This window comes from Parasphingorhabdus sp. NYA22 (genome assembly GCF_976973735.1).
The window spans coordinates 1221161-1247500 of the sequence record NZ_OZ333477.1 but is presented as its reverse complement, the minus strand read 5'-3'; the positions used below and the strand labels follow the sequence as shown (position 1 = coordinate 1247500).

Genomic DNA, 26340 nt, shown 5'->3' with positions numbered 1-26340 from the left:
GATGCTGCCGGAGATGATCGTCTATGCCCGGTTGGCGCTGCTCGTCGGAACCGGCGGGATCGCTTATGCCGGATTGCTATATATTCTGGCCAAGCCGACTTTGCTCGAGGTGATCCGGCTGATTGTCCGTCGCAAACCGCCGGAACCGGGCCCGACAAATCTCGACGCGGAATCGATATAGGTGGAATGCCGTCAGTCATCAGATTAGCATGAGCACAGTTCTGCTGCAGAATTTGCCTCATCAAAATGGCCATTGCCGAAAGGCGATGAACAGCCCAGCTTGCTGGCATGGCTCATATCTTATCGCTCGCGGCGGGTACATTGCCCGAATTTCAACCCGAAGAAGTGGCGCATGCTGCAGGGCGCGCAGGATTCAACCATGTCGGCTTCACCATCGAACCCGGGACATGGACGCCGGAGAACCGGCGGGCAACGCTGGATGCAATCCGGGCTCACGATCTGTCGGTGCTTGATGTCGAAGTCATCTGGATACCAGAAGGTGGCAAGCTGGCGGAAGATCACAGGCTGATCATCGACGCAGGAATAGACCTAGGCGCCGCCAATATTCTGGTCGTCAGCTCGGAACCGGATCACGGGAGAACAGCCGACGCCCTGCATCAGCTGTGCGAGTGGGCAGCGCCCGGCGGGATGCGGGTAGCACTGGAGTTTCTGAAGATCACCGCGGTGCAGTCGATGGGGGACGCACTCGCCATTATCCGGAAAGCCGACCATCCGGCGGCGGCGCTGCTGATCGACACGATTCACTTCCAGCGCGCCGGCCATAGACCCGACGAACTGGAAGAATTGGAAGCATCTTTGCTCCCCTACACGCAAATCTGCGATGGCGGTCTGGACTGCGTGGCTAGCTTTGAAGCCTATCTGGAAGACGCGGTGGATTTGCGCAGCTGTCCGGGCGAAGGAGCCTTGCCGGTGGCCGATATCATACGGGCGCTACCGCGTGATATTCCGCTCAGCCTGGAAGTCCGCTCCAAAGCCTATCGGGATCAATTCTCCGATGCGACCGACCGCGCAATTGCCGTGCGCAATAGCAGTATGGAGTATCTAGATCAGAACGGCGTTCCGATTTTATAAGGTCAGCGGCTAAGCTGACTGACCGATTCTATAGGGCCAGCAGCTAGGCTGACTGGATATAATCGCGCATCGCTGCTGCTTCGCTTTCGATCTTGTCGATCCTATATTTGACCAGATCACCGATCGAGACAAATCCGACCAATTTACCGTCTTCAACGACCGGCAAGTGACGAATTCGTCTTTTTGTCATCAATGACAGCGCGCCCATGACACTTTTGGTTCGCTCGACGGAAATAACATCTGCTGTCATCACGTCGCGCACCGCATGATCCATGGTGGCATGGCCATATTTTCGCAAACAGTGGAGGACGTCGCGTTCGGAGAATATACCCGCGATCCGATCTCCATCCAGCACCGGCAGCGCGCCGATACGCTTTTCTGCCAGTATTTCGACCGCCTGGGAGACCGACATGTCGGCGGTACAACTATATATTTCGCCGCTGCGTCCCTGCAAAATCGAATTTATGGTCATGGTATCTCTCCTCGGCTCTGATTCTGTTTATTGCATCTCTATAACATGTTTTTGAAAGTGATTGGGGTTGATGGTAACAGGATTCCCGTCCAATGCACTGAAAACCACCGGAGTTCCCATTGCCCCAGCCTTCCCGCCTTGATGATCCGCTTTACGCCAGCGTCGCATGGGCTCGATATTGGCGCCTGATGCGCGGGATGGCGATGTTCACGCTGATCTGCGTCGCGGTCTCGCTGGGCATTCTTTTCTACATGCATGGATTCGTATCGATCCACATGTATCTCGCCACGGCGGCCGGCATAGCCTTCGCACTGATGCTGATGGCAGGCTTGATGGGCCTGGTGTTCCTGTCGAGCGGTACCGGCCATGACGAATCGATCGATGATCCGGTTTCAAAGGATATCTCCCCCGATGAGTAATGATGATCTGTCCGAACTGGCGAATGTGCAACCCGTATTGCGGGTAGCGCCACAACCCCGCGACCTGAACAACAACGGCCATATCTTCGGTGGCTGGGTGTTGTCGCAAATGGATATCGCCGGCGGCATCATGGCGGCAAGAGTGGCGCGCGGATCGACCGCGACCGTCGCCATCGAGGCGATGGAATTTATCGCACCAATTCTGTCTCGCGATCTGATATCGGTTTACGCTCGGGTAGAACGTATCGGCAGAACGTCGATAGCGATCCGGTTGAATGTGATTGCGTCGCGGAATCTGGATGAAGAGCAAGTGCCAGTGACCAGCGGCCTGTTTACCTTTGTCGCGCTTGATGAAAACCATCATCCCCGGGCGATCCCGGAAGAGTCAAAACAGAAATATCTGAAACAATAGCTTTTCCGCTATTGGCGTAGTTTGATCGTGTAAGAGAGTTTGGCCTCACCATTGGCCGGAACGGTTACGCGCCAAGTCGGAACGCCGTCGATTGCAGTCACGCCCCTGACCCGACCGGACAACTCATAGGGAATCTCCATTTCAAAATCGACTGGATGATCGCGGGCATTTGTCACCACAGCCTGCCAGCCTGTCTTGCGCTTCGATTGGCGCGTCTGGATCACTGACAAGCGCACGTCGGCTGAGCTCCCGACTTCCATCTCGACTTCGTCATTCACTGCCCGGTCCTGCAAAGCAGCTTCTCCGGCCAGCAGCGGCCCGAAAAAGCTATTTTCGAACACCGCAACTGTCCCCGCGGGGAGCGGCACACCGAGCCCGTTTTTCGCATCATTGCTGCTGCGCAAAATATAGCTGACCGCGGCGCTATCTTGGTTAAAATTGCCGGCGCGCGCGACATAGACACGTTCATAGGTCACGTCCGGCTGGACGATCATCGCGACCTGCTTCTGGCCCTTGGCATTTACCGTTACCCGCTCCGGAACGCGATACAGCTTAAGGTCGCCGAGATCTTCCTGTTCTGCCACGACAACGGCGACGGGCGACGCCATTTCCATCATTTTATCGCTGCGCCGATGACCTGTAACAACAATCCTTTCGCCGCCGTCATCCATCATCGCCATCGGTGCGGGCGGCGGTGGGGGCGGAATCGATGAAATATAACCCTGATTGTATGGCACTTCATGCGTTCTCTGCATCGGCCAGCACTGGATTTGCAGGCCGCCGCCGGTCGGACGGACCTGATCATCCCGCCGCTCGCGGTTGGGTTCACCTGCAATCACCATCATATTGGCATTGTCAAAGCTCTGGTTGCCGCCATTGGCTACCGTCAGCCAGGCGAACAGATCCATTTTGGCCGTCTCGCCCGCTTCGAGCTGCTTGACCGTCGCGATATAATTGGCCTGCCAGTCGAAGCCGGAGGCCAGATAGGTCAGAGTCAATTTCGCGGTCAGCGCGCGCTGTGAAGTCGTAAGGATCGAAAGCGTCGGTTTGGCCGACAGACCTTCTGGTACTTTCGCAAAGGTCATCCGTTCCGGAAGGCCGGTGCAGCGCAGAGCTTCAAAGCCCTCGTCACTCTCGAAGATCACGCCGCCGTCCGGACCCGCCGTAAGGAATACGTTCTGGGTCCGGGAAGCTCCGGTAGCCTTGTCCGTGCGAGTGATCGAGACCTCGCGCTTGAGATAGGCGTCTACCAGACCTTGCGGCGACAATAGCCGCGCATCGCGGTTCTTCTCCCGCACACCTTCGGGAAGGCCGGTCACGATAGCGCTTTCCGGGAACATGCCTTCGGACACACCTTCGAAACGCACCATAGCATCTCCCGCAGGCAGCCGGACAGTGCGGGTTTCGGTGATAAGCGCATAGCCCTGCGGCCAATTGGCATTGATCGCCCTGTCCCCTCGCCCGGGCGCCCGGTAAATGGTGATCGACACGTCCTCGGGCTGGTCCGAAATGACCAGTTTCTGGGCGGCAAGCGGGGCGGACTGCGAGAACAGTACCAATGCCACAAAGGTCAAGAGCCGGGAGACGGTCATACCGCTCGTTATCCGATCAATAGCGACTGTCGAAGGTAGCGGTCACCGTTACGCTGCCATTGGCAGGTACATTTAGCCGCCATTCAACCTTGTCCGCCGACACCCGCTCACTGGCCTGACTTTCCTGCTCGACGCGGACATCACCCCATAGTCCCGACTGGGCCAGATCAACCGTAGCGGCTTCAGGTCGGGCATTGGTAACCTCGTAACGCATCTTGGTGCGCCAGCGGCTGGACGAACGGCGGGTGCGTTCCTCGACCACAGTCTTGACCTTTACGTCAAAGGCTTCGCCGGTGCGAATCGACATGGACGAGCCCATCGGCGTTGCCTCGATCTGGCTTTCGCCGATGAACTGGGGATCGCCGCGCTTGTCGCGCATATAGACGCGCATGACCCCGGAGGGCAGCTGGTCGCCCAAACCGCCGGATCGTGACGTCGAGAATTTCAACACGGAACTGGCGCTGCTTGCGTCGCTGGAACCCAGCCAGCCATTGGTATATTCGTAAACCTTGCGCGCCGGTGCCGCCGTCACATCCAGAAAGCTGACCTGCTTCTGCTGGGCATTGGCAACCGTGGTGCGCTCGGCGAGCGGATAAAGATAATAATCGCCGAGCCTCTCGCGATCACCGGATTCGGTACCAGCGCTATCGATCGTGCCGGTCGGCCATTGCGGATAGCTGTTGCGCCCGCGCCCACTGTTCGGGCTTCCCGCAACCAGCAATACGCTGGCGTTACGATAATCGGTGCCGCTGTTATTGGTCAGAGTGACCCATCCCTGCACATCAATCGTCTGCTTGGCTTCGTCGAACAAGGTCACATAATCGGCCTTCCAGCCGAGACCCGGCGTGAGATAACTGAGCGCCGTTGGTACCTGTCCGCCAGCAGATTCAAGGGTGATGGAGAGAGTCGGTCGCGCCCGCAAATTGGGGGGTACCCGATCAAAAATCACCCGCACCGGCAGGCCATCGTCGCGCAGCACTTCAATGGTATTGCCGATTTTCATCACCACGCCACCGTTGGCGGCTAGTATTTCCGCCCGCACCCGGCTTTCCGCGCCGGTTGCCGGATTGGTGCGGATTAGCGTCACCGTCTGGCCAACGGCCTTTTCCATCAACTTGGCGGGGGTAAGCAGATCGAAATCGAAATTCTGTTCGACAATGCCAATACCAGGGCCTGACAATGTCACCGTTTCTGCGCGGATTTGCGCCGAGACGTCTGGAAATTGCTGCTTGCTGCGCCCCCTGGGCAGATTCAGATTGCGAACATCCTGCACCAGCGCCTGATTATTATTGTAGATGGTGACCGAGACGGCACCCTGCGCCGATTCATCCGGTGAGGATTGGCTGATGGCTGGTGTTGCAACGCTCGCCAACAAAAGTCCGGTGAACATGAAATGCCGCATAGTCTTTCTCCCCTATCGAGAACAGAAGCTAACCTATTGGAAATGAACCTGACATAAACATCTATTGCTGTGTACCCGTGCTCTCGGATGGCGCCAGCCAGCGCAACCTGACACCGCCATTTGCTATGGTCGCATCGGATTCCTGACCCACCGTGATATTCTTTGCTTTCAAGGCCTCTCTGGCCACGGCTCTTCCGTCAGCAGCCCCGCTCATGCCTAATGGCAAGCCTATCCGCTCGGAAGCCCAGACTATCAAATCCAGGTTGGCGTTTGACGCTGGGTCCAGTGCACCCTCGGTGATTTTCAAATCCGGCAAGGCGATGGCCGGCGGCTGCAACCTTATGACCCAGCCTTTTGCTCCAGCGGCAACCCGCTGCTCAAGCGCGTAATAGGAAGCAAGCGACGCACCTGCGAGCGGCTTTGCAATGACCATCGCGCGCCGCTTGCTGGTATCCAGCGTCACGTCATCGACAGAAACCCCGGCAATCAGAGCGAGATTTTCTCGCAGCCGGGTAACCTGAATTTCAGCCTGCTGGGCCTGCTCCCGCATTTTCGCGGCCGCGAGTTCGGCTGAGTTTGCGTCTTCTCCCGTTTCGACCTTGAACTGCTCCACGTTGACGGAAATCTGTTTTCCCAAAGTCCTGCTCAAGACTCTCGAGCTTTGTTCCGCCGCCCCGGCAAGAATCTTTGGCGTGAATACGGTGGCGTTGATGAGGATCGGCTCGGCGTCGAAATCTATCTCTATTTGCGAGACGCTCGCGCGCTTGCCGAACTGGTCCTTGATATAGCCATTGGCCGAGCGCGAAACATTGGCTTCCCAGGCGATTTGCCGCAGCGAAAGACCAAGCGGGATGGCCAGCGCGATAAACACCACCACCATCGCTGCAATCTGAAACTGCGATTGGCGTTCGGAAAGATAGGAGCGGAAACCATAGAGCCAGGCCATGGCGGTCGCGGTCAGCGCTATGGTCATCAGGTTGGTGAAAAACAGCAGCAGCGAGCCGCCGAATACCGCCCAGTTAAAGGTCGCCAGACCAAAGCCGACCACCGCCAGCGGTGGCATCAGAGCCGTGGCGATAGCAACACCGACGATCGTCCCCATCCGTCCCCGGATCATCGCATAAGCACCGGCGAGAGCGGAGAAAAGCGCGACCAGCAGGTCAAACAGATTGGGCCGGGTGCGCGCTGCAATTTCGGCCGTGACGGTTTGCAGCGGCGACAAGGTCACAACCAGTCCGGCGAACAGGATCGAGATGATGCTTCCAAGAATGATCGCCTTGCCGCTCTCTCTCAACCAGGCAGAATCACCGACAGCGAGAGCAAAGCCCGCTCCCATTATTGGTCCCATCAGGGGCGAGAGCAGCATGGCGCCGATTACGACGGCTGGAGAGGAAAGAAGCAAACCCAGAATCGCGATGCCAGCCGACATCGACGTCATGAATGCAAAATGGGGTGTAAAACCGCTGTCTTCCCGCACTTTGTCGATAACCGCTTGCTGATCGACATCGGCGCGTACGACCATCCGCCACCAGCGACGGAACAGACGAATGCTGCCGGTCAGCGGATCCAATGGACCGGATGACGGCTTTGACTTTGACTGTTCCGGACTTGCCGAATGAACCTGATCGTCTTTCATATCATTGCTTTAGCGCTGAAAACTGACCGCGAATAGATAAAGATTACCTCTGGCGTAGTTGAAAAATGAAGGGTTCCGTCTTTTATCATGAAACTGTATCACCTATATAGATCACAGCGGCTATAATGCCGCGCCAAGGAGCCTGGAGGGGAGCCACATCATGCCACGTCCCGAGACCGACATCGCCGCTACGCGCCTGAGAATAATCGCTGCCGCAGACCGGATGATTCAGGAAAAAGGCGCAATCAGCTTTACGCTGAGCGACCTCGCGACAGCCGTCGGCATGTCGCCATCGAATCTCTATCGCTTTTTCGAAAATAAGGACGCGCTGGCCGAAGCCATGGCGGGGGAATGGTTTGCGGAACTGCTGGTCATCATGGAGGAACTGGTTTCCGCCGATATGCCGGTCGAAGAGAAACTCTACCAGTTTTTCGCCAAGCGCGTGGTCATCAAACGGGCGCGTTACGAAGATGATCCGGAACTGTTTGAATCCTACATGGAATTGGGTGACGAGCATTTTGACGTGATCAAGGGCTATGTCGATCTGGCCGATCATTATATGGCCTCAATTCTCGCCGAGGCGATGGAGAAAGGCTATTTCAAAGGCCTGGAACTCGACGCTGTCGTGTCTCTGGTCAACACCATGATGCAGCCCTTTTGCAATCCCCAGCTGATGATGCAGATGATGCATCTGGCGACCGAAGAGCGGCTGCGGATCGTGATCAACACGATCTTCAAAGGCTTGCAGGCCGATAACGATCGCTTAATCACCAAGCCCGAACTGCACGTCGCCGGCTAGGCGTCTTTCGCCAGCCATTGTTTCATCATGGCGGGCGACGGAGACGGGTTCATTTTTGTCTCGTCCAGCGCTGCCAGGGCGCGCTGGCGATCTTCGTCGGTGAAACTACCCGTTGTCAGGCAGAATTCGATCATATTGCCATTGGGATCGCGGGTGTAGACCGAGTGGCACCAATTATGGTCGATCTCCAGCACATCCAGTCCGGCGGCATTCCATTTTTTACGCCAGCCTTTCAGTTGCTCTGCCGTATCGACGGAAAAGCTGTAATGGTTGGTGCCCTGCGGCGTTCCCGCGGCTTCGTTGAGGTCATAGGAATATCCGGCTTCGCCCGGTGTTTCCATCAATTCCCAGAAGGCAATGAACCGGCTGTCGTCGCCATCCATCCGGTAGAAGAAATGCTTGCCCCAGCCGCCGCCCATCACCGGTGCAATCTCTACCTTGACCAGTTCGAAGCCCATGATGCCTTCGTAAAAGGCGTGGATCGCTTTCATGTCCTTCGCCGCGAGGGCGAGATGGTGGTAGCTCATTGGTTCGCTCCGTTCCGTTTGTCGACCATGCCCATGACATCGGCGGTGGCGCCATCGGGTGCGGGCACTTCGACAACGCGTTCCAGTACGTCGTCGAACTCCAGTTTTAGCGCCCGGCTCATTACAGCGTGCATCATATAGGTGCAGGTGATGTAGGTGAGCTCGAGTATCTCGACTTCGCTCAGATGTTTTTTCAGCGCCGCGAAAACACCGTCGGGCACCCTGCCCCGTTCGAGCACCAGGCAATCGGTGTAAGCGAGCACCGCGCGTTCGACATCGCTGAAGCAATCGGCGACCGACCAGTTGGGGATCGCCGCAACCTGCTCTTCGGAAAAGCCTTCGAAGCGCATCGCCTTGCTGTGCTGGGAATATACAAATTGCGATCCTACCGCATAGCCGGCGCGGATCTGGCCGAGTTCGCGCAGCTTCGGATCGAGTTTGCGATTGGGGGAACGGTAGAAACCGAAGCCCTCGCTGGTATGTTTGAAAGCGTCGGGGACCTGCGCGAAGACGGTCCACCAGTTGCCCGGTGTGCCGGTCGCTGTGCCGGGCTCGGCTACCGGATCGCGGTCACCGAACAGCATATTATAGAGACCGAGAACATAGTCGTCGGTCACTTCGGACCGGGGTATTTCGCGCAGTCGGGGCATGGGTCTCTCTCCTATGCCCCGACTATGCACAATATAGCGTGGCGTTCTAGCCTTTCGCGAGATTCCGCAGAACATATTGCAGGATGCCGCCGTTGAGGAAATATTCCATTTCGTTGGCGGTATCGATCCGGCAGATCGTCTTGAAGGTCGATGTCGTGCCGTCGGCGCGGGTCATTTCGACTTCGACTTCCTGCAGCGGTTTCAACGTGGCAACGCCCTTGATGGTGAAGCTTTCCGAACCATCGAGGCTGAGAATTTCGCGATCGGTGCCTTCGCCGAATTGCAGTGGCAGGACGCCCATGCCGACGAGGTTCGAACGGTGGATCCGTTCGTAGCTTTCGACGATGACCGCGCGGACGCCGAGCAGGTTGGTGCCCTTCGCCGCCCAGTCGCGGGAGGAACCGGTACCGTACTGCTCGCCACCGATGACAACCAATGGCGTGCCGTCGGCCTTGTGCTTCATCGCGGCGTCGTAGATTGGCATGACCTGGCCGTTATATTTGGTGTAACCGCCTTCTTTTCCGTCGGCCATTTCATTCTTGATTCTGATGTTGGCGAAAGTGCCGCGCATCATGACTTCGTGGTTGCCGCGGCGGGAGCCGTAGCTGTTGAAGTCAGCCTTGTTAACCTGATGATTTTGCAGATATTCTCCGGCAGGGCTGTCCGCCTTGATCGCGCCGGCTGGCGAGATATGATCGGTGGTGATGCTGTCACCCAGCAGTGCCAGAGTCTTCGCCTCGATGATGTCGCTGATTGGCTCGGGCGTCATCGTCATGCCGTCGAAATAAGGCGGGTTGGCAACATAGGTGGAGCCGGCGCGCCATTGATAGGTGTCGCCGCCGGTGACGTCGATCGCGCGCCACTGCTCGTCGCCCTTATAGACATTGGCATAGCGGCTCATGAACATGTCGCGGTTGACGAAGCTGTTGACCATCGCGGTCACTTCGGCGTTGGTCGGCCAGATATCCTTCAGGAAAACGTCCTCGCCGTCCTTGCCCTGCCCGATCGGCGTTTCGTACATATCCTCGCGGACCGTGCCCTTCAGCGCATAAGCGACAACCAGCGGCGGCGAAGCGAGATAGTTGGCGCGCACGTCCTGCGACACGCGGCCTTCAAAGTTGCGGTTGCCCGACAGCACCGACGCGGCAACCAGATCATTTTCGTTGATCGCCTTGGAAATCGGCGCCGGCAGCGGCCCCGAGTTACCGATACAGGTGGTGCAGCCATAGCCGACCAGATTGAAGCCGAGATAGTTCAAGTCCTCGCTCAGCCCCGCCTTGTCGAGATAGTCGGTGACCACCTGCGATCCCGGTGCCAGCGAGCTCTTGACCCATGGCTTGCGCTGCAGACCGCGTTCCCGCGCCTTGCGCGCGACCAGACCGGCGGCGATCAGCACCGTCGGGTTGGAGGTGTTGGTGCAGCTGGTGATCGCGGCAATCGCGACATCGCCATGGGCAAAGCCCTGGTCGCTGCCGTCGACGTCGACCCGCTTGCCGTCATCGTCAACGCCGAACACGGCTTTCAGATCGCGGTTAAATTCCTCGTCCAGCTCGGCCATCGACACGCGCTGCTGCGGCAATTTCGGTCCGGAGAGCGACGGCACCACGGTGCTGATGTCCAGCTCGAGCGTCTTGGTGTAGATCGCATCCTTGGTGGTCTCGTCATAGCGCCAGAAGCCCTGTTCTCTCGCATAAGCTTCGGTCAGCGCGATATCCTGCGCGCTGCGGCCGGTCAGTTCGAGATATTCCAGTGTCTTTTCGTCGATCGGGAAATAGCCGCAGGTCGCGCCATATTCCGGCGCCATATTGGCGATGGTCGCGCGATCGGCGAGCGACAGTTCTTTCAGGCCGGGGCCGTAAAATTCGACAAAGCTGCCAACCACACCGACATGGCGCAGCATCTGCACGCAGGTCAGCACCAGATCGGTCGCGGTAATGCCCTCGGCCAGCTTGCCGGACAATTTGAAACCGACCACTTCGGGGATCAGCATCGATACCGGCTGACCAAGCATCGCGGCTTCCGCCTCGATCCCGCCAACGCCCCAGCCGAGCACGCCGAGACCGTTGATCATCGTCGTGTGGCTGTCGGTGCCGACACAGGTATCGGGATAGGCGACCAGATTGCCCTCGGCGTCCTTCGACGACCAGACGGCTTTGGCGATATTTTCCAGGTTCACCTGATGGCAAATGCCGGTTCCCGGTGGCACAACGGAGAAATTGTCAAACGCCTTGCTGCCCCATTTCAGAAATTCGTACCGCTCCATATTGCGCTGATATTCCAGCTCGACATTATGTTCGAACGCTTGCGGCGTGCCGAATTCGTCGACCATCACCGAGTGATCGATGACCAGATGCACCGGCACCTGCGGGTTGATCTGCTCGGCATTGCCGCCCAGCGCCTTGATCCCGTCGCGCATCGCCGCGAGATCGACCACGGCGGGCACGCCGGTGAAATCCTGCATCAGCACGCGGGCCGGACGATATTGAATTTCCGCTGCGCTCTTGGCTTCCTTCTGCCAGTCAACCACCGCCTGCGCGTCTTTGCTGTCAACGGTAAAGCCGCCATCCTCGAACCGCAGCATATTCTCCAGCAGCACTTTCAGCGTGTAAGGCAGCTTGTCGATATTGCCGAGTTTCTCCGCCGCTTTCGCGAGCGAATAATAGGCGTAATCGGTGCCGTTGACGGTGAGCGTCGAGCGGGTGCCGAGGGTGTCTTTGCCGGTGGTGGTCATGGATAGTTGCTCCGTTTTATTATCGTTGGTTCAACCGAGTGGGGAGAGCGCTGTTGGTGGCACAAAACGGTTGATGAATCGCGTTCGGGAGCGCTTTAGCTTATGTGTTGGATTTGTGGAAGGGGGGTTTGTTGGGTCCGCTATAAAATGACCATGTTACACAACTTTGGCGTCGGCATCATTTGATTGCCGTCTTCGGGGATTGTTTGCCTGCAAAATTTTGACCAAGTCAATGCTCATAAATGTGCCTATGTCTGACGTATGTTGCGGCAAAAGCAAAATCAGTTGGAACTGTGTTGAGTAAGATTAGAAAATTTTGATCTTTGGTACACTTAATTGTAGTCCTAATCTGCGGACAAATTCAAAACGTACTACAATTTCAATAAACTACGTCTCGTGTCGTAAATTGATTTAAACATATTATGGTAATGGTGCGTACATATTTTGCCGTCTCTTAGATCGCTAGTAATATCTATTGGAAGCAAAAGTTGATAAGATTGAGGGAGGGTAAGGGATGCGCTTACAAAATATAAGATTGCAAGGTTTTCGGCGTTTCGAAGAGCCTACAAATATCAATATATCAAATAAACTTGTTTCAATCGTGGGCACCAATGAGGCGGGAAAGACGAGTATATTAAAAGCAATCGAATATATGTCTGGGGACCATGAAATTATTCATTCAGACAGAACCCAGCTTGCAGATACCGAAACAAAAATCACAATGACATTTGTAGTCGAACTCGGAGATGAGCCGGATTTGAATGTTAAGGCTGGATCAAAACTACATGTAACAAAAAAAGAAGATGGTGAGAGAACGTACAGGGCGGAGCCAACGCCGGAAAGAGACACCCGTGCAAGGGTTCAGCTTGGTAGAAATATACTCAAGTGTGCAAAGAACAGAAAGTTGATGAAAGCTCTAACAGATGCATCAAAAGAATTTGATCCAAACGTACTCAAGGAGCACGCAAACCTTTTATGCACTTCCATCGCAAAGCTTGATCAAGACACCTTCGACGAAATCCAGAGTTTCAAAAGCAATCTAGAGAAGATAGATCTTGAAAAATATTCGGATTATATTTCCGATATACCAGCGCAAATTGACAGCACGCGGGAATTCGAAACTGATCACGACCCCCATCAGATCGCGATCAATGCACTATCTGATTTGGTTCCTCAAATTCTGTTTTTTTCTGATGAACATAAGAACATAAATGTGCCATTAGACTTGTCTTTGTTAAGTCATGCTGACCCCAAAATTAGACAAAAGTTATCTAGGCCTCTTGAACCGCCCCGGGATTGCCGGAGGCTCCAACTCTTGAGTAGAAGGAGCTATTATGAGCAAGACCACAAACAAGTTTTCACCGGAGGTTCGCGAACGGGCGACCCGCATGGTGCTGGAGCACAGACAGGATTATCCATCGCGCTGGGCAGCGGTGGTGTCCATTTCTCAGAAGATCGGCTGCTCACCGCCGACACTGCATGAATGGGTCAAGCGAGCGGAAGTGGATAGCGGCACGCGCGCCGGGGTTCCCAGCGATGTTGCTGACAAGCTAAAAGCACTGGAACGCGAGAACCGCGAACTGCGCCAGGCCAACGAGATTTTACGTAAGGCATCGGCTTATTTTGCTCAGGCGGAGCTCGACCGCCCGTTCAAGCGATGATCACGTTTATCGACGATAACCGTGGATCTTATGGGGTCGAGCCGATCTGCAAGTTGCTGCCGATCGCCCCGTCAACCTATTATAGTCATGTGGCCAAGCGGCAAGATCCATCACGCATGTCAGCCCGCGCGCAGCGCGATATACTGCTGAAGCCGGAGGTGGCCCGAGTGTTTGCCGAGAACTTCGGGGTATATGGCGTGCGCAAGGTCTGGCGGCAGATGAAGCGTGAAGGCTATGATATTGCACGCTGCACGGTCGAACGGCTGATGCACGACATGGGCTTGGCAGGCGTGATACGAGGCAAGCCAGTGCGCACCACGGTCAGCGATAAAGCAGCGCCTTGTCCGCTTGACCATGTGAACCGGCAGTTCCACTCGCCAGCGCCCAATATGCTGTGGGTGTCAGATTTTACCTATGTCGCAACCTGGGCGGGCTTTGTCTATGTCGCCTTCGTGATCGATGTTTACGCCCGCTACATTGTTGGCTGGCGGGTGAGCCGAACCGCCCATGCCAGCTTTGTTCTCGATGCTTTGGAGCAGGCTTTACATGATCGCAGGCCCACGCATCGCGGCGGTCTGATCCATCACAGCGATCGCGGAAGTCAATATGTATCGATCAAATATACTGAACGCTTGGCCGAGGCAGGCATCGAACCATCGGTCGGCAGCGTCGGCGACAGCTATGACAACGCTTTGGCTGAAACAATCAATGGCCTTTACAAGGCAGAGGTAATCCACCGGCGCGGACCATGGCGGTCGTTAGAGGCCGTCGAATATGCCACACTGGAATGGGTAGACTGGTTCAACAATAAAAGGCTGCTGGAACCCATCGGCAATATCCCGCCCGTGGAAGCTGAGAAAAACTACTACGCCATGCTGGACGAAACCAACATGGCCGCTTAACTTAAACCAAATGGCCTCCGGCAATCCCGGGGCGGTTCATCTCGCCGAAATTGTGAGACTAGCTAAGCTAGATTTAAAGCAGTTACGAGAAGCTGACGCTGCAGAAAATAGGGCCGTAGTAAGGGGACTCCTTGACGATGCCAATGATCGATTAGACAAGGAATCAAAAGGTCTTTGGTCTCAGTCTGACGCCACTCTATATTTTGAATTTGAATCTGGAATTCTCGACCTTTTAGTGAGAAACCAAAAAGATATAGAACGTAAGTTTCAATTTCAGAATTTCAAAAATAGGAGCGATGGCTACCGTCAGTTTGTAGCCCTACAACTGTTTACTTTTCTTAAAAAAGTGAATGGCGCGATACTTCTGATTGATGAAATAGATCAACACTTGCACTACGATGCACAAGCAGATCTTGTGCAAATTTTGCAGCGTGAGCCATCGATTGGAAATGTAATTTATACAACTCATTCAGCTGGAGCACTCCCAGAAGACATTGGGTGTGGAGTAAAGTTAGTCAGTTGGCATCCTGAATCAAAAAAACGAAGTGTTGTAATAAATAAGTTTTGGCAACATGCCGATTCTGACGGATTCCGTCCGTTGCTGTTTGGTATGGGCGCCTCAACTATGGCATTTTTCCCAACCAGAAAAGCACTATTAGGCGAAGGACCAACCGAGCTTTTACTGCTCCCTAAGATGTTCGGAGAAGTGCTTGGTCGGGAAAGCTTGGACTTTCAAGTTGTACCCGGCTTGGCCAGTATCAACCCATCAGGTTTGCCGATGTTAGACAAACTTATTGAGGGCGTCGCATTTATAGTGGACAATGACAAAGCAGGCCGGGACAAAGCAGATGATTTAGAAAATGCTGGAGTTCCAAGAGCCAATATCTCATCAGTCAGCATGGGACGAGTAAAAGGCCCGATTACGATAGAAGACTTGCTAGAACCAGAAGTCTGGAAAAATGCAGTGAACCAGCACATTGCAACTTTTGGCAAAGATATGGGTGTGACAGAAAAAATTACAGAAGTTCCTGAGTTTGGACGTATCCAAGCCCTCCCCAAGCCAATAAGAAAATCTAAGATATCTTTCGCATATAATATTATCGATCAACTGAATCGAGACCCATCCTCCAACATTGTATGGAGAAAGCGCAAAGATTTAGTCACGCGAATTGCGACTAAAATTATGACTGCCCTTGAGCTAATACCAGACACTCAATCTGAAACTGATTGAGAAAAACACTCTCTCATAAAAGGATCACCGTGGAATTACGGTGACAGTTTACTAAATGCACTAATTGCCGATCGGACCGGACTTTTCTGGGCGCTCGGCTTAATGGCCATGCCCCGCATGGCCAGTCGCCTGTGCGCCTACGCCGGTGAACACCTCATGCGTCCCGGCTAACCCACCACTGCCATCAGCTGCGACGGAAATGGCGCTTGCAGCGCTGCCGGATCATCGCCGGACAGCCAGCGGTCGTAATCCTCCGGCTGCAAGATCACCGGCATCGCCTTCGGGTGGATCGGCTTCACCAGCGGATTGGGTTCGCAGGTCAGGAAGGCGAAGCAAGGGCCCTCCTCCTGTTGGCGCCAGATACCGGCGAAGCAGGACACGGGCTGTTCGCTCACGGCAAACCAGACTTCCTCCCGGCCAGCGCCCGGCTTCGGCTCGGCAAACTGGTGAAAGGGGACCAGGCAGCGATGCTCGGCCTTGTTGATGACATTGCGGTAGAGCGGGCTTTGCAGGTTGCGGACATTGGTGGTGTTCATCTTTCTGGTGGTGCCGGGGCGCATGCCCTTGCCCACCCACGGAAAGCCCCAGTGCATGGTCTCGGCGACTTTTGCGCCATCCACCTCTCGCACAATCGCGCCCTGTCGCCCGGGCCAGACATCCTCTGCCGCGCCATCGAGCCGGAAATGACTGACATAATCGGCCCAGCTCTCGATCGTATGGAGCGCGCCGGGAATATTGCGATAATGGTTGCACATCGGGGGATTATGGCAGCGTGACGACGTGGCGTCCAGCGGGCGAAATCCAACAGGCTTTCCTACAGGTCTGCGGTTCTGATATGGATTCGGCATGGCTAGGAAAAAAACGGACGGGCGCAAGGCACGCGCGCTCTCGTCATCCTGAACTCGTTTCAGGACCCCCACCGGCACAACGCAGTCTCACGGGGTCCTGAAACAAGTTCAGGATGACGACCCGTACTACGACCATCACAAATATGACGACGGTGAATATGGCGAAGACAATGCAGAACCTACCCGCGAACAAACCCCGAAAACCCCGTCATGACGGCTGGACCGAGGCGCGGAAGAAGACGTTTCTGGCGGTGCTGCGCGAGAGCGGCTGCGTGATCGATGCCTGCCGGGTGGCGGGGATGTCGGATACGTCGGCCTACCGGCTGCGCGAGCGCGATCCGGAGATTGCGGCGCAGTGGCAGGACGCGCTGGAGAACGGGCAGCGCGGGCTGGTCGCGGTGGCGCATCAGCATGCGGTGGTCGGCAAGGAGACGATCATCTACCGGAACGGCGAGGAGGTCGAGCGGCGGGTGGCGCCGTCGGATACGATTCTAGCGCTGCTGATCAAGCGCGGCGATCTCGGCGGGCGGATCGGCGCGCGCACCGCCGACAAGGTGATCACCTGGGAGGAATGGCAGGACGGCGTGCGCTTTGACGGAGACGGCAACAAGATCGACGAGAGCGAGGAGCGGGAAGCGGTGCACAAGGCGCTCGACCGGAAGCTGGGCGACATGCGGATGAAACTGCTGGCGCGGCGGGCGAAGGCGGAGGAGCGGATGCAGGCGGCGGAGGCGCGGGCGGCGGAGATTGAGGGCGATGATGGCGGGGAGTGAGCGTGCGGGGTGAGAGCACTCGTCATCCTGAACTTGTGGTTTTCTCGTCATCCTGAACTCGTTTCAGGATCCCCACCGGCAGCGCGCAATCTCACGAGGTCCTGAAACAAGTTCAGGATGACGAAGGGAGACTGGAAATGCCGTTCGTCTCGAGCGCAGTCGCGAGACGGCTCCTGTGCGCTTTACCAGGTGTCTCGACTTCGCTCGACACGAACGGAGAAGCGGGATGTTCCCTGCCTTCCCTTTTGTGCCCCTGCGAAGGCAGGGGTCCATCTCTGCTAGCGCGGCTGGAGGGCTGGCGAGGATTGGGCGTTGCACTCTGGTCCGCGCACAAATCCACTATCGGGCGTGCGGCGAATTCAGGAGATGGGCCCCTGCCTGCGCAGGGGCACGGCACACCCCGATCAATCCACGCCGAATTTCAGCATCTTGTCGAGGCCTTCAGCAAGGAACTCACCGACTTCCGGCTGACCGAGCAGATAGACGCTGACCGGGCCTTCATGCTGCTGCCGGGCGAGCTTTTTGGTGGCTTCCCATTCCTCCGGTCCGGAATCGCCGCGGCCGATCCAGAACAGGGCGACCAGCGCGTCCTGCTGCTCGTCGTTCATATTCTCGATTTCCTCGGTGAGCTCGTCGCGGCTGAGATCGCCGGCGGTCTCCTGCAGCGTCGCGGCGACCTCGTCATCGGTGGCGTTGCCGCCGAGATCGGGGATGTCGGTCTGTTCCTTGGCCATGACGGCGTTGAAGCGCACGACCAGCTGTTCGATCTCGGCATCGGAAAAGGGTAGCTCGGCCATGGTTGTCTCCTCGGGCGTGGGTGTTGTTGGGGCCCCCCGGGGGGAAGGCGGGAGGGGGCCCTGAGTGGGTGTTTCGCGGAAAGAAGCGGGGCGGGAAATAAGGGAAGTTACATAGGCGGAGTGCGGGGCGGGGCGAACGGATTAGGGCGCACTCGTCATCCTGAACTCGTTTCAGGACCTCGTGAGATTGCGCGGTGCCGATGGAGGTCCTGAAACGAGTTCAGGATGACGGTGCTGTTCTGCTTGCCCGCGCCCTGCCCAACCTAAATCCCGCCGTCGGTAACTTCATACCCGGCTTCCTCCAGTCCCGCCTTGAGCGCAACCCTGCAGGTCTCCAGCTCATGCGGGTCGGTCGAGCGCACCACGAAATTCGCGCCGACGGTGCCGTTGCGGAAGAAGGGATAGCTGCCGATGACGCAGCTTTCATGCGCTTTTTCGGTGTCACCGAGAATGCCCGCAATCTCGCTTTCCGGGGCCCAGGCGCCGAGCGTGACGCTGAGCAAGGGCGCGCCGCCTTCGAGCGTCCCGGTCAGCGCGTCGAGCATGCCGGCGGTGATATGGGGCACGCCGGCCATCAGGAACAGATTTTCGATGCGGATGCCGGGCGCGCCGGACATGCGGTTCTCGATCAGCTCGGCGCCCTCGGGCACGCGGGCCATGCGCAGGCGGCCTTCGTTGATGCCGCCGCGAGTCTCGTAATATTTTTCCAGGATCGCACGGGCCGCGGGGTGGATCACGACATCGACGCCGAGCGCCTTGGATATCGCGTCGACGGTGATGTCGTCATGAGTCGGGCCGATGCCGCCGGTGGTGAACAGATAGTCGTTGCGCGCGCGCAATATGTTCACCGCTTCGGCGATATGGTCCATGTCGTCGGCGACCACGCGGACCTCGGCGAGGCGGATGCCCTGCACGTTGAGCCAGCTGGCGACCTGCGCGATATTCTTGTCCTGGGTGCGACCGGAGAGGATTTCGTCGCCGATCACGATGAGGGCGGCGGTCCAGATTTTTTCCTGTGTTTTATCTTGTGTCATGGCGTTGCTATAGAGCGATGCCGGTCGATTTGGGAATATGTTATTTGGTGCCGGTGACGGTCTTTGCCCGATGGTCGGCCCGATAGTCGGAACGCGGCGGATAAGCGACCTCGCCCAGCTTGATCTCTTTCCAGCGCGGCGCGCGACCGAGCCGGGCGTTGAACTGGTAATTGAAGGCGAAAGGCGCCTGGTTTGCGGACAGCAGATCATTGCCGTAAATCGCCTGCACCGCTTTGGAATCATAGCCCATCATCTCCAGCACCGTCGGGAAAATCTGGAAATGGCTGGACCGGTTCTTGCCCCTGGCGATGGCATCGTCCCAGTCGATCGCGCCCGGCTGGCCGGCGGCTTGCGGCGTATCGAGCACGACCAGCGGCACCAGCCCCTCTTCCGGCACCGGATCCGGCGAACAATGGGTGACCACGCCGGTGCCACCGCGTTCGTGCAGATTCTGGCCGTGGTCGGACGTATAGATGATCGTCGAACCCGTCAGATCGGCCTTGCTGAGCAGCCGGTCGAAAAAGGCGCCGACATTCCATATCAATGTGTTGCGATAGCTATTGCGATAGGTGACCCAGCTTTCCTGCGAGCCGGAAAAGCCCTCGCGGTCGCCGGTATCGGCAATGTTGAGAAACTGCCCGCGCGGCAATGCCGGTTTGTAGCGCATATATTCATCGGGATATTTGTCGTGGATCGGAAAATGCGCGCCGATCTTTTGCAGATAGATGAACTGCCGTTTCCCGTCGTTCAGAAACCCTGCGAGCGCATCCGCCGAAGCATAATCGCGGCGCTGGATCGGGACATCGTCAAACTCAATCCACTGGTCGACATCCTTCATTTCGGATTCGTCCATCAGATTGTTGAAAATCCGCTTGGTCCGCGGCACGTCGATATAGACGGTCTCGAATCCCGCCTTTTTGGCATAGGCCCAGATCGACGGCATGCTGCCGTTGATCCGGATATAATCGTCCCGCGTGCCGCCGTGACGCAAGGTCATGTTGACCGCCGCGCTGCAATGCGCGATCGACACGGCCAGCCCGAAATTATGCGCGGAGACGCCGTTTTTCGGGGCCAGCAGGCCGCTGTAAACGCCCTGGTCGCTGTTGATATCGAGATATTGGCCGGAGATACTTTCATCAACCAGCAGCACGATATCACCATCGCCGTTCCATGGCGTGACCACCGGCAGCCTGACCGGTTCGCGCGGCGCGATCACTTCGGTGGAACGCTCATAGCCATAGAGCAAAGTATAGGCGGCGCCGGTGTAGCTCGCCGGCAGACCGCGCGCGCCATCGCCGCCGCGGATGAACAATATCCCGGCCAGAGCGAACAGGATCAGCAGCGGCGCGGCGATCAGCTTCTTGCTGTGCGCTTTGACCGGATGGTGGATGCTCAGCCCGATGCCGAGAAACAGCAACAGCCCCTGAACGCCGCCAATCACGATCGCGTTGGCATATTGGCCCCAGGCCTCGTGCAGTGATCCCGAGGCGTTGATCATGCTGATGAAGGCGTCATAAGGCATATGATCCTCGACCGAGCTCTGGTAGGTTTCAACCATGATCCCGGCCAGCGCGATGACCAGCGCAAAGCTCCAGCGGACCACCGCCACCGGAATGAACGCGGCGCTGAAAATGCCGACCAGACAGATGCCGAGCAGCAAGGTGTAAGCGATCAGGCTGAGCAGCTGCAGTTCCGGCGTGATCAGCGATTCAAACCGCACGACCGTCTGTGCCGAGCCGAGCAGCAATGCCGCGAGTATCAAGATTATCTTCAGCTTCGTCAGCATGGCTTCGACCGGTCCTTCAAAGGCTGCCGCCTAGCAAATTTGTGTTAAATAACTGAAAACATATGCACAGCAGACCTCGCAAATTGGGAATATGGTCGTTATATAGGCCACATGACAGACTATTTGACCGTAGAAGACACCACCCCATCCTCGCGCACCGGCGCGATCAAATTGCACGGGCCGGAAGGTTTCGAGGGCATGCGCAAGGCTGGACGCCTCGCCGCCGAGATACTCGACTCGCTGGTCCCCCACGTCGTTCCCGGCGTGACCACCGGCGCGCTCGACGATATGGTCCGGCATCAGGCTTTTGCTGCTGGCGCGGTCCCCGCGACTCTAGGCTATCGCGGATTTACCCACAGTTGCTGCACATCGATCAACCATGTCGTCTGCCACGGCATCCCCGGCGACAAGAAGCTGGTCGAGGGCGATATCGTCAATATCGACGTGACCGTGATCGTCGACGGCTGGCACGGCGACACCAGCCGCATGTATCTGGTTGGCAAGACCCCGATCAAGGCGAGCAAGCTGGTCCAGGTCACCTATGAATGCATGATGCTGGGCATCGAGCAGGCGGTTCCCGGCAACCGGATGGGCGATGTCGCGCACGCGATCCAGAGCCACGCCGAAGCCAACCGCTATTCGGTGGTCCGCGATTTCTGCGGCCATGGTCTCGGCCAGATGTTCCACGACGCCCCCGAAGTCGTCCACGCCGGCCGCCCCGGCACCGGCCCGGAACTGCGCCCCGGCATGTTCTTCACCATCGAGCCGATGATCAATATCGGCAAATATGCCTGCAAGATGCTCGATGACGGCTGGACAGCGGTCACCCGCGACCGGTCACTGACGGCGCAGTTCGAGCATAGTATCGGGATTACCGAGGACGGAAACGAGATATTCACGAAGAGCCCGAAGGGGCTGGATTGCCCGCCTTATTGAGAGGGGTGATCAGCTTGCTGACAGCGCCTTTTGCACAGCCTCGGGATTTTCTTCGATCACAGTAAGAAGCGCGCGCGCCGGGGCATCGGGCTGGCGCCTTCCCTGCTCCCAGTCCTTGACCGTTCCCAATGGCAGGCAAAAGGTCTTCGCGAACACGACCTGAGTCATCTTTATCCGTTTTCTGAGCGCCTTGATATCCGGCCCCGCCACCACGCGCGCGCGCGCCTGCTGGCCCTGCACGAAGGCCGTTGCATCCTCGATGCCTTCCATGATGCCGGTAAAATCTTCGTCCTTCATTTTTTCAGTTCCTTCTTGAGCGTTGTCAGTGCTGCTTTGAAAGCCTTTTTCTGTTCGCCGGTCAGACTGTCGTCGTCGGTCTTGTCGATCATCCAGAGCAGGAAGACCGGATTGTCGGCATCAGCAAAAAAGCTGAACACCCGATAACCACCGCTCTTGCCGCTTGCCTGCTTGGCGACGCGGCCCTTACGCAAACCACCGGTGCGAGGCTCTACCTTTCCGAATCCGGGATCGGACTGATACAGATCGTAGATCGCATTAAGTTCGACCTCGCTAACCCCGAGAGCCTTCACCCTCTTCTGAAAAGCGAGCGTTGCGACGACAGTATGGATCGGCGCTTTATCCATTCAGAATGTGTACGGCATTGCCGTCCTAAATGCAAGAAAATAAAGGCGGCATTGCCGTCTTATTACGGGGTGGATTTGTGATTGAGTTTGTAAGCGCTCAGACCTGTTACATTTCTGGAACCTGTCTTAACACTTCAGCATGTTCATAATCAGGCCTTTAGATCGCCGTCAGCCCTCATCGGATCGTCAACTTGTAGACCGTGCCAGAACCGGATCTAGCACCGACTGCGCCCAATCCTTCGTTGTAAAAGGTCGTGCCATATAGGGCTCCATCCGCTCCCTCGATCACTCCGGTCTCAGGATCGTAGGGTTTTTCCTGTATCGGTCCGAATGTAAACAAGGTGGTCAATGCTCCACTCGTGGACAACCGAAAGGCTGTACCTCGCCCGTTCTGACCGCCGGTACGTGTAGTTCCATAAATGTTTCCATCTCTCCCAAGGGCGAGAACCCGAGAAGGCCCGGAACCGCTAACATTTTGCTCAAAATTGAACAGAACTGTTACTCTATCAGACCGGTCAAGTCGGTAGACGGTGCCACTTCCCGTCCCGCCAGAGGGAGTGGTTCCGTAAAGTATGCCATTAGAGTCTTCTATTAAGGAACCCTGTGGACTTGAGGGATCACCTGAGGTTTCGCCGAAAGAATATATGATATTCAAAGCCCCGGCCGGAGTTAGCCTAAAAATAGTTCCACGGTTGTAGCTGCCACCAATGCCGGTTGTACCATAGAACGAACCGTCGGCAGTCTGAAGCAAAGGACCATTTGGTTGCACTCCGTCAGATGCAGTGCGGCCAAATGAATGAAGAGTTGTAAACTCGCCAGTCGCTGTCATCTTGAATATGGTACCGCAATTGCCACCGGCTTGCGGTATTTGGCCGCAAATATTTGCTCCGCCAGATTTGGTAACGCCGTAAAAATTTCCATCGTCGGCCAAGGTAAGGGCGTCAGTAGAAGTGTGGCCTTCGCCGTTTATGCCACTAAAAGAATGCAGAACTCGGAACTGTCCGTTCAAGTCAATGCGAAATATGGTGCCGCTTCCGCCGAAAGCCCCTCCATTTGATGTTGTTCCATATAGAGCACCGTCTGCCCCCTGAATCAGGCCACCAAGTGGCGTGTATCCATCTTCACCCGAAGGACGAAAAGAATAAAAAACCGTCTCATCGCCACTTGGAGTAATCCTAAAAATAACTCCGCACGGAACTGGCGATTGCGGGCGACACTCACCAGACCCGCCAGCCCTCGTGGTTCCATAAAAATTACCATCGCTAGCCTGCACAAGTGGTCCGTTGGGCTGAGCACCATCACCTGGCTCAATAGCAAAGGTATGTAAGTAACTGATGGTCGCTGCAGGGGACGGCGTCGGAGTTGGTGCCGGGGTTGGGGTTGGAGTTGGCAAGACTACACCTCCGCCTGAACCGCTGCTACTTTCACCACCGCATGCAGCTAGAGTACAAATTACAATCATGGCCCCTAGCCGACGCATCACCAACATACTAAACGTTCCCTCACGGCAATTTTCAATAACGAAGTACCACAAGAAGCTTCAACAAGGGAATGTCAACATATCGTTTTTTACTGCAAATTCTGGAACCATCGCAACAGTTTACTTAATGGCTTTAGTCATTCCACGACCCCAACCCTCAATATGCTCCACCTAAGGGATTCGGGGTTTTTAACAAATGCCTCTGTGCCGTACCAACCACCTTTACCTATCAATCCCATCCCCCTAGGCAACCCCCTCACCTCCCACCAACAGAGACCCCAAAACATGGCCCGCAAACATTCCAAACATGGTGGCTGGCAGGATCTGCCCCAGGAGGAGGACACTCCGGCGGAGGTGCCGGATTGCTGGCTCTGCGAGCGCCCCACCGGCAAGACCATTGTCTGACATCATTCCCTGCCTAAACCCCTGCCTAAAAACCGTCAGTACGGCACCCGCCCCTCCAGGACCCGCAATTATCCGCTTGTTGCAACCTTCCCCGTGACTTATGATCCCGGCCGGCTGGATGCGCCGTCTTGTGACGCTCCGGCTGTCGTTCCGAACCGGGCGGTGTCGCGGTTTTTCTTTCTAATTTTTGGGCTGGCGAAAGCCCGGGTTTCTGCTGATCAATGGCGGGGGCCGGGGCGCTGGCGGAGATGAACATGGGAATGTTGTCGGTCAGTCACTGGATTATCGTATTGTTGGTCGTGTTCCTGCTTTTCGGACCGGGGCGGATTTCGGATGTCATGGGAGACCTGGGCAAGGGTCTCGGCAGTTTTCGCAAGGAGCTGACCGGTGGCGAGGGTTTTGATGACCGGACAATCCCGCATGGCAATAGCATGTCTGCGCCGGTTCCTTCAGAGCCCGACGGCAAGCAAGTCGACGCCGAATGATCGGTACATTCGACGCTCCGGCGTCATGAGAAGCTTTACCCTCGTTTTCCATGACCATGCGGTCCGGGAGCTTTCCGACGGGCAATCCTGTGCGCTGGAGGATGCCGATTTCCAGTGGGCGCATTTCGAGCAGGCTGACAGCGTCGATCTCTCTTCGGCGATCAATCATGCGGACATTCCGGACGTGGTGATGGGCGCCCTCGTCGCGTCGGAAACGCGGCCCCGATGCGACCAGATCGACGACGGAGCGCTGATCAACCTGCGCGGACCGGCGATGGAGACGGCTGACAATGGCGACCGGCTCGTCTCCATCCGCGCCTGGGTGCATGGCAACCGGGTGATATCGGTCAGCCGCCGCAGTCTTGCCGCAATCAGCCAGGTCGAGACCGCGATGCGCAGCGGCGAGATTTCCGATTCCGGTGATCTGGTCGCCGCATTTTCCAAGGCGATCAGCAGCAGCATGAACCCCGAAGTCGTCAGTCTTGGCGACGAGGTCGACGAATGCGAGAGCGAGCTGGATGCGGGAAATATCTACCAGCTGCGCCGCCGGATCGCGACCATCCGCTCACAGGCAATCGCCTTCCGCCGGTTCATCGCGCCCGACCGGGACGCGCTGATCACGCTGGTCGGTCTCAATGTCGACTGGCTAGCCGAGGAGGATCGGCTTCACATTCGGGAAGCCGCCGACCTGTTCGCAAGAATGGCCGAGGAACTGGAGGCGATCCGCGAACGCGCAGCGCTGCTGCACGAGCAGCTCACTGACCTGCTGGCAGAACTGGTCGATCAGCGGAGTCTGATGATCGCGGTCGTCGCCTTCATCTTTCTGCCGCTCACCTTTGTGACCGGTTTGCTCGGCATGAACGTGGCCGGCATCCCGTTTGCGCATCAGCAATGGGCCTTCTGGGGCGTGGTCGGCTTCTGCGTCCTTCTTGGGCTTGTCGTGCTGGCCTGGTTTGGTATGCGGCACTGGCTGAGACGTTGACGACACGCCGATGGACAATGCCAAGGCGATAACCAGCTTTCGGTAGCAATCCCGACCCCGCGCGCCTAGGCGGGCAGCTTGGTTTCCAGCAATATAGGTTCAGCATATGGCCCGTAAACATTCGAAACATGGTGGCTGGCAGGATCTGCAGCCCGACGCGGAAGAAGCTCCGGCGGAGGCGCCGGATTGCTGGCTTTGCGGGCGGGTGACCGGGGAGACCATTGTCTGGCATCATCCGGTGCCGAAAAGCCGGGGCGGGCGCGATACTGTGCCCATGCATGCGATCTGCCAGAAGATGCTGATCACCCAGTTCAGCAACAGCGAGCTGCAGCGCCACGGGATGGATGTCGAGGGGCTGCTCGCCGATCCGGCGGTGCGCAAATTTGTCGACTGGGTGGCGAAAAAAGACCCCGATTTCAACGCGCCGATTGCCAAGAAGCCGCGCTAAACGGGTTCCAGTCCCGGCTGCCGCATCCATATTCCCTCCACAATCGGGCGCTAGAGGGAAGATAGGGGTTAGGCAGCGAATGGATTGGCGACGATGCACTTCCCCCCTCAGGTCACAGGATATTCCGGCCGACCGTTTCATGGCCGCTGGTCACCGGAGCAGACGGCGGGTCCCGGGGCTTTTCTCTACAATATGC

The 26340-nt window shown here is 56.9% G+C and carries 27 protein-coding genes and 1 other annotated feature (1 of these 28 running past the window's edge); of the genes, 13 read left to right on the top strand and 14 right to left on the bottom strand.

Annotation, left to right across the window (positions count from 1 at the left end; translation table 11 throughout):
- Both ACWFTY_RS06030 and ACWFTY_RS06025 read left to right on the top strand, forming a co-directional pair.
- A protein-coding gene (locus tag ACWFTY_RS06030; RefSeq protein WP_447526463.1) for a lipopolysaccharide biosynthesis protein crosses the window boundary here: on the top strand, positions 1-181 show its 3' portion. 1331 nt of this gene lie to the left of the window's left edge; only the last 181 of its 1512 coding nucleotides appear in the window; its start codon lies beyond the left edge, outside the window; the stop codon is at positions 179-181.
- Positions 182-288: 107 nt separating this feature from the next.
- A complete protein-coding gene (locus ACWFTY_RS06025) occupies positions 289-1092 on the top strand; it encodes a sugar phosphate isomerase/epimerase family protein (protein WP_447526462.1) in 804 nt (267 codons plus the stop codon).
- 43 nt (positions 1093-1135) lie between these two features.
- On the opposite strand, the gene ACWFTY_RS06020 is transcribed toward ACWFTY_RS06025, so the two are convergent.
- Positions 1136-1564, bottom strand: coding sequence for a CBS domain-containing protein (locus tag ACWFTY_RS06020; RefSeq protein ID WP_447526461.1), 429 nt, complete (start codon positions 1562-1564; stop codon positions 1136-1138).
- 119 nt (positions 1565-1683) lie between these two features.
- On the opposite strand from ACWFTY_RS06020, the gene ACWFTY_RS06015 reads away from it, so the two are divergent.
- Positions 1684-1983 (top strand): hypothetical protein, encoded by a 300-nt coding sequence (locus tag ACWFTY_RS06015; RefSeq protein ID WP_447526460.1) that lies wholly within the window; start codon positions 1684-1686, stop codon positions 1981-1983.
- Positions 1976-2395, top strand: a complete 420-nt coding sequence (locus ACWFTY_RS06010) for an acyl-CoA thioesterase (protein WP_447526459.1) — start codon at positions 1976-1978, stop codon at positions 2393-2395. The genes ACWFTY_RS06015 and ACWFTY_RS06010 overlap by 8 nt, the downstream gene beginning before the upstream one ends.
- An 8-nt stretch (positions 2396-2403) precedes the next feature.
- Here ACWFTY_RS06010 and ACWFTY_RS06005 read toward each other — a convergent pair whose 3' ends face one another.
- The 3 genes from ACWFTY_RS06005 to ACWFTY_RS05995 all read right to left on the bottom strand — a co-directional run bounded on the left by ACWFTY_RS06005 (position 2404) and on the right by ACWFTY_RS05995 (position 7025).
- On the bottom strand, positions 2404-3987 hold the full coding sequence (locus ACWFTY_RS06005) for a DUF4139 domain-containing protein (protein ID WP_447526458.1): 1584 nt from the start codon (positions 3985-3987) through the stop codon (positions 2404-2406).
- Between the two features lie 16 nt (positions 3988-4003).
- The gene (locus tag ACWFTY_RS06000; RefSeq protein WP_447526457.1) at positions 4004-5389 is read right to left on the bottom strand and encodes a DUF4139 domain-containing protein; all 1386 of its coding nucleotides are present in this window, start codon (positions 5387-5389) and stop codon (positions 4004-4006) included.
- Between the two features lie 61 nt (positions 5390-5450).
- Positions 5451-7025, bottom strand: coding sequence for a DUF389 domain-containing protein (locus ACWFTY_RS05995; RefSeq protein WP_447526456.1), 1575 nt, complete (start codon positions 7023-7025; stop codon positions 5451-5453).
- A gap of 160 nt (positions 7026-7185) precedes the next feature.
- On the opposite strand from ACWFTY_RS05995, the gene ACWFTY_RS05990 reads away from it, so the two are divergent.
- Positions 7186-7824, top strand: coding sequence for a TetR/AcrR family transcriptional regulator (locus ACWFTY_RS05990; protein WP_447526455.1), 639 nt, complete (start codon positions 7186-7188; stop codon positions 7822-7824).
- Here the strand turns inward: ACWFTY_RS05990 and ACWFTY_RS05985 are convergent.
- The 3 genes from ACWFTY_RS05985 to acnA are packed head-to-tail and all read right to left on the bottom strand — an operon-like array spanning position 7821 to position 11732.
- Positions 7821-8351 (bottom strand): VOC family protein, encoded by a 531-nt coding sequence (locus ACWFTY_RS05985; protein ID WP_447526454.1) that lies wholly within the window; start codon positions 8349-8351, stop codon positions 7821-7823. The genes ACWFTY_RS05990 and ACWFTY_RS05985 overlap by 4 nt on opposite strands.
- The gene (locus ACWFTY_RS05980; protein WP_447526453.1) at positions 8348-9001 is read right to left on the bottom strand and encodes a carboxymuconolactone decarboxylase family protein; all 654 of its coding nucleotides are present in this window, start codon (positions 8999-9001) and stop codon (positions 8348-8350) included. Before ACWFTY_RS05980 ends, ACWFTY_RS05985 begins: the two co-directional genes overlap by 4 nt.
- A 46-nt stretch (positions 9002-9047) precedes the next feature.
- Entirely contained in the window at positions 9048-11732 is a 2685-nt protein-coding gene (gene acnA / locus ACWFTY_RS05975) for an aconitate hydratase AcnA (protein WP_447526452.1), read from the bottom strand.
- A 514-nt stretch (positions 11733-12246) separates the two neighbouring features.
- Here acnA and ACWFTY_RS05970 point away from each other — a divergent pair.
- The 3 genes from ACWFTY_RS05970 (at position 12247) to ACWFTY_RS05960 (ending at position 15526) form a co-directional block, all read left to right on the top strand.
- Positions 12247-13215 carry an AAA family ATPase gene (locus ACWFTY_RS05970; protein WP_447526451.1) on the top strand — a complete coding sequence of 323 codons (969 nt, stop codon included), beginning with the start codon at positions 12247-12249 and terminating at the stop codon, positions 13213-13215.
- Positions 13121-14295, top strand: a protein-coding gene (locus tag ACWFTY_RS05965; protein WP_447526853.1) for an IS3 family transposase whose coding sequence is annotated in 2 segments (ribosomal slippage) — positions 13121-13355 and positions 13355-14295 — 1176 coding nt in all. Because the reading frame shifts where the segments join, the coding sequence is not laid out codon by codon here. Before ACWFTY_RS05970 ends, ACWFTY_RS05965 begins: the two co-directional genes overlap by 95 nt.
- Positions 13348-13464, top strand: a sequence feature (AL1L pseudoknot). Its footprint overlaps the gene before it by 117 nt.
- A gap of 10 nt (positions 14296-14305) precedes the next feature.
- On the top strand, positions 14306-15526 hold the full coding sequence (locus ACWFTY_RS05960; RefSeq protein ID WP_447526450.1) for an ATP-dependent nuclease: 1221 nt from the start codon (positions 14306-14308) through the stop codon (positions 15524-15526).
- A 167-nt stretch (positions 15527-15693) separates the two neighbouring features.
- Here the strand turns inward: ACWFTY_RS05960 and ACWFTY_RS05955 are convergent, their stop codons facing one another.
- Positions 15694-16281 carry an SOS response-associated peptidase gene (locus tag ACWFTY_RS05955; protein ID WP_447526449.1) on the bottom strand — a complete coding sequence of 196 codons (588 nt, stop codon included), beginning with the start codon at positions 16279-16281 and terminating at the stop codon, positions 15694-15696.
- A gap of 251 nt (positions 16282-16532) precedes the next feature.
- On the opposite strand from ACWFTY_RS05955, the gene ACWFTY_RS05950 reads away from it, so the two are divergent.
- Positions 16533-17147, top strand: a complete 615-nt coding sequence (locus ACWFTY_RS05950; protein WP_447526448.1) for a hypothetical protein — start codon at positions 16533-16535, stop codon at positions 17145-17147.
- Between the two features lie 404 nt (positions 17148-17551).
- On the opposite strand, the gene ACWFTY_RS05945 is transcribed toward ACWFTY_RS05950, so the two are convergent.
- The 3 genes from ACWFTY_RS05945 to ACWFTY_RS05935 all read right to left on the bottom strand — a co-directional run bounded on the left by ACWFTY_RS05945 (position 17552) and on the right by ACWFTY_RS05935 (position 20764).
- A complete protein-coding gene (locus ACWFTY_RS05945) occupies positions 17552-17944 on the bottom strand; it encodes a DUF3775 domain-containing protein (RefSeq protein ID WP_447526447.1) in 393 nt (130 codons plus the stop codon).
- A gap of 263 nt (positions 17945-18207) precedes the next feature.
- Positions 18208-18978 (bottom strand): competence/damage-inducible protein A, encoded by a 771-nt coding sequence (locus ACWFTY_RS05940; protein WP_447526446.1) that lies wholly within the window; start codon positions 18976-18978, stop codon positions 18208-18210.
- Positions 18979-19018: 40 nt separating this feature from the next.
- Positions 19019-20764, bottom strand: a complete 1746-nt coding sequence (locus ACWFTY_RS05935; protein WP_447526445.1) for a sulfatase-like hydrolase/transferase — start codon at positions 20762-20764, stop codon at positions 19019-19021.
- A gap of 111 nt (positions 20765-20875) precedes the next feature.
- On the opposite strand from ACWFTY_RS05935, the gene map reads away from it, so the two are divergent.
- Entirely contained in the window at positions 20876-21700 is an 825-nt protein-coding gene (gene map, locus ACWFTY_RS05930; RefSeq protein ID WP_447526444.1) for a type I methionyl aminopeptidase, read from the top strand.
- A gap of 9 nt (positions 21701-21709) precedes the next feature.
- On the opposite strand, the gene ACWFTY_RS05925 is transcribed toward map, so the two are convergent.
- The 3 genes from ACWFTY_RS05925 to ACWFTY_RS05915 form a co-directional block, all read right to left on the bottom strand.
- Positions 21710-21997: a helix-turn-helix domain-containing protein gene (locus tag ACWFTY_RS05925; protein WP_447526443.1), complete on the bottom strand. Its 288-nt coding sequence runs from the start codon at positions 21995-21997 to the stop codon at positions 21710-21712.
- Positions 21994-22344 (bottom strand): type II toxin-antitoxin system RelE/ParE family toxin, encoded by a 351-nt coding sequence (locus tag ACWFTY_RS05920; protein WP_447526442.1) that lies wholly within the window; start codon positions 22342-22344, stop codon positions 21994-21996. Before ACWFTY_RS05920 ends, ACWFTY_RS05925 begins: the two co-directional genes overlap by 4 nt.
- Before the next feature lie 175 nt (positions 22345-22519).
- On the bottom strand, positions 22520-23806 hold the full coding sequence (locus tag ACWFTY_RS05915) for a choice-of-anchor tandem repeat GloVer-containing protein (RefSeq protein WP_447526852.1): 1287 nt from the start codon (positions 23804-23806) through the stop codon (positions 22520-22522).
- 671 nt (positions 23807-24477) lie between these two features.
- Between ACWFTY_RS05915 and tatA the strand changes: the two genes are divergently transcribed.
- From tatA to ACWFTY_RS05900, 3 genes are all read left to right on the top strand, one after another.
- The gene (gene tatA, locus ACWFTY_RS05910; protein WP_447526441.1) at positions 24478-24714 is read left to right on the top strand and encodes a twin-arginine translocase TatA/TatE family subunit; all 237 of its coding nucleotides are present in this window, start codon (positions 24478-24480) and stop codon (positions 24712-24714) included.
- A 25-nt stretch (positions 24715-24739) separates the two neighbouring features.
- On the top strand, positions 24740-25696 hold the full coding sequence (locus ACWFTY_RS05905; protein ID WP_447526440.1) for a CorA family divalent cation transporter: 957 nt from the start codon (positions 24740-24742) through the stop codon (positions 25694-25696).
- A 106-nt stretch (positions 25697-25802) separates the two neighbouring features.
- Entirely contained in the window at positions 25803-26144 is a 342-nt protein-coding gene (locus ACWFTY_RS05900) for a hypothetical protein (protein ID WP_447526439.1), read from the top strand.
- Positions 26145-26340 lie beyond the last annotated feature (196 nt).

What these genes read in the sequence shown, in the direction of transcription:
- ACWFTY_RS06025 (WP_447526462.1), top strand. Translation starts at nt 289, where the DNA reads ATGGCTCATATCTTATCGCTCGCGGCGGGTACATTGCCCGAATTTCAA.
- ACWFTY_RS06020 (WP_447526461.1), bottom strand. Translation starts at nt 1,564, where the DNA reads ATGACCATAAATTCGATTTTGCAGGGACGCAGCGGCGAAATATATAGT.
- ACWFTY_RS06010 (WP_447526459.1), top strand. Translation starts at nt 1,976, where the DNA reads ATGAGTAATGATGATCTGTCCGAACTGGCGAATGTGCAACCCGTATTG.
- ACWFTY_RS06005 (WP_447526458.1), bottom strand. Translation starts at nt 3,987, where the DNA reads ATGACCGTCTCCCGGCTCTTGACCTTTGTGGCATTGGTACTGTTCTCG.
- ACWFTY_RS06000 (WP_447526457.1), bottom strand. Translation starts at nt 5,389, where the DNA reads ATGCGGCATTTCATGTTCACCGGACTTTTGTTGGCGAGCGTTGCAACA.
- ACWFTY_RS05995 (WP_447526456.1), bottom strand. Translation starts at nt 7,025, where the DNA reads ATGAAAGACGATCAGGTTCATTCGGCAAGTCCGGAACAGTCAAAGTCA.
- ACWFTY_RS05990 (WP_447526455.1), top strand. Translation starts at nt 7,186, where the DNA reads ATGCCACGTCCCGAGACCGACATCGCCGCTACGCGCCTGAGAATAATC.
- ACWFTY_RS05985 (WP_447526454.1), bottom strand. Translation starts at nt 8,351, where the DNA reads ATGAGCTACCACCATCTCGCCCTCGCGGCGAAGGACATGAAAGCGATC.
- ACWFTY_RS05980 (WP_447526453.1), bottom strand. Translation starts at nt 9,001, where the DNA reads ATGCCCCGACTGCGCGAAATACCCCGGTCCGAAGTGACCGACGACTAT.
- acnA (WP_447526452.1), bottom strand. Translation starts at nt 11,732, where the DNA reads ATGACCACCACCGGCAAAGACACCCTCGGCACCCGCTCGACGCTCACC.
- ACWFTY_RS05970 (WP_447526451.1), top strand. Translation starts at nt 12,247, where the DNA reads ATGCGCTTACAAAATATAAGATTGCAAGGTTTTCGGCGTTTCGAAGAG.
- ACWFTY_RS05960 (WP_447526450.1), top strand. Translation starts at nt 14,306, where the DNA reads ATGGCCTCCGGCAATCCCGGGGCGGTTCATCTCGCCGAAATTGTGAGA.
- ACWFTY_RS05955 (WP_447526449.1), bottom strand. Translation starts at nt 16,281, where the DNA reads ATGTGCAACCATTATCGCAATATTCCCGGCGCGCTCCATACGATCGAG.
- ACWFTY_RS05950 (WP_447526448.1), top strand. Translation starts at nt 16,533, where the DNA reads ATGGCGAAGACAATGCAGAACCTACCCGCGAACAAACCCCGAAAACCC.
- ACWFTY_RS05945 (WP_447526447.1), bottom strand. Translation starts at nt 17,944, where the DNA reads ATGGCCGAGCTACCCTTTTCCGATGCCGAGATCGAACAGCTGGTCGTG.
- ACWFTY_RS05940 (WP_447526446.1), bottom strand. Translation starts at nt 18,978, where the DNA reads ATGACACAAGATAAAACACAGGAAAAAATCTGGACCGCCGCCCTCATC.
- ACWFTY_RS05935 (WP_447526445.1), bottom strand. Translation starts at nt 20,764, where the DNA reads ATGCTGACGAAGCTGAAGATAATCTTGATACTCGCGGCATTGCTGCTC.
- map (WP_447526444.1), top strand. Translation starts at nt 20,876, where the DNA reads ATGACAGACTATTTGACCGTAGAAGACACCACCCCATCCTCGCGCACC.
- ACWFTY_RS05925 (WP_447526443.1), bottom strand. Translation starts at nt 21,997, where the DNA reads ATGAAGGACGAAGATTTTACCGGCATCATGGAAGGCATCGAGGATGCA.
- ACWFTY_RS05920 (WP_447526442.1), bottom strand. Translation starts at nt 22,344, where the DNA reads ATGGATAAAGCGCCGATCCATACTGTCGTCGCAACGCTCGCTTTTCAG.
- ACWFTY_RS05915 (WP_447526852.1), bottom strand. Translation starts at nt 23,806, where the DNA reads ATGATTGTAATTTGTACTCTAGCTGCATGCGGTGGTGAAAGTAGCAGC.
- tatA (WP_447526441.1), top strand. Translation starts at nt 24,478, where the DNA reads ATGAACATGGGAATGTTGTCGGTCAGTCACTGGATTATCGTATTGTTG.
- ACWFTY_RS05905 (WP_447526440.1), top strand. Translation starts at nt 24,740, where the DNA reads ATGAGAAGCTTTACCCTCGTTTTCCATGACCATGCGGTCCGGGAGCTT.
- ACWFTY_RS05900 (WP_447526439.1), top strand. Translation starts at nt 25,803, where the DNA reads ATGGCCCGTAAACATTCGAAACATGGTGGCTGGCAGGATCTGCAGCCC.